Source organism: Rhizobacter sp. P2_H2, assembly GCF_056403375.1.
In genome coordinates this window covers 1-1,474 of the sequence record NZ_JBFUFP010001233.1, presented here as the reverse complement: position 1 = coordinate 1,474, position 1,474 = coordinate 1, and the positions used below count along the sequence as shown (strand labels likewise).

Here is a 1,474-nt window from a genome sequence, read left to right as displayed (position 1 = left end):
GTTCGTCACCGTGCTCGACGGGCCGCAGCTGACACTGCGCCTGCACGACCTGTTCCGCGATTTCCTCGAAGACCGGCTGCGCCACGAATCCCCCGACGCGCTGACCGGCTTGCTGCACCGCGCCGCCGAGACCGAGCCCGACGCGGCACGCCGCATCGGCTACCTGCAGCGCGCCGGCGACTGGGCGGCGGCCGAGGCGGCGCTGCATGCCGTCGCCCGCGGCTGGCTCACCGACGGCCTGCTGACGCAGACGCAGCGGCTGCTGGCGCAGTTTCCGGCCGGCTGGCGCGAGCGCTCGTCGCCGCTGATGCTGCTGCAGGGGCTGGCCGCGTGGACGCGCTGGGATTTCGTCGCGATGGCCGGGCACTTCCAGCAGGCGCTGCGCCTGGCCGAGCAGCAAGGCCTCGCGGAGCAGGCGCAGCGGGCGCGGGCCTACGTGGCGCTCAGCCTGTGCCAGGTCGACCAGCGCGATGACGCGGCCGCGCTGCTCGCCGAGTTGCGCACGCAGGCCTTGCCGCTCGAAGCCGAGGTCACGGCGCTGACCGCCAGCCTGTGGCATGCCGGCGACTACGGGCCGGTCGGGCCGTCGGCCGGCTACATGGCGCGGCGCAACGCGCTGCTGGCCGAGTGCACCGACCTCGGCCTGTGGTACCAGGCGACGCCGAACCCGCGCGACGTGGCGCTGCCCGGCATCGCGCCGGCGCTGACGGAGTTCGTCGAACGCGTGCTGCGGCTGGCGCCCGAGCACCCGACCGCGATGAGCGCGATCGCCTGGCTGCTGCACGGGCTGATCGCGCTGTGGCAGGGCGATGCGCTGCGCGCGGCCGAACGGCTGCAACGCGCCGACGAGGAGTCGCGCTGGCTCGGCGGCCCGCGCAATGTGCGCACGATGCTGGCGCTGGCCGGCGGCATGCTGCACGCGCTGCGCGGCGACATCGACGCGATGCGCCAGGACAGCGCCCGCCTGCTGGCCGACCCCGAGCAGGAGCCGCCGAGCGCGCGCCGCGACAAGCTGCGCCGCCACATGCAGTTCCAGGCGCTGCGGCTGGCGATGATCGCCGACGATGCGGAGCGCGCCGGCGCCCTGGTGGCGACGCTGGGCGCACCCGACCTGCTGGCGTCGACGCGCATCGCGCAGCGGGCACGCGAGCTGGCGCTGCCGGCCTTCGCGGCCGAGCTGGCCGGGCGCTGGCCGCAGGTGGTCGAGTGCTGGCAGGCGGCCTTGCAGACGCCCGATGCGCTCGAGTGGTACGGGCTGCTGACCGAAGGCCGGCTGCGGCTGGCCGCCGCGCTGGTGCGGCTGGGCCGGCAGCGCGAGGCGGCGCAGCAGGTCGAGGCCGCGGCACTGCGCTGCGCGAGCGACGGCTGGATCGGCTCGGCGCTGCTCGCCGGCCCGCGCGCGCTGGCGACGCTGGCGCATGGCGGCCTGGTGCTGGGCGCCGGGGCGCAGGCGGCGCTGGCGAACTGGCTGGAC

At 76.2% G+C, this 1,474-nt stretch carries 1 pseudogene; it reads left to right on the top strand.

The window, feature by feature from the left end:
* Positions 1 to 1,474: pseudogene (locus tag AC1D15_RS31885) on the top strand (hypothetical protein); the annotation flags it as partial.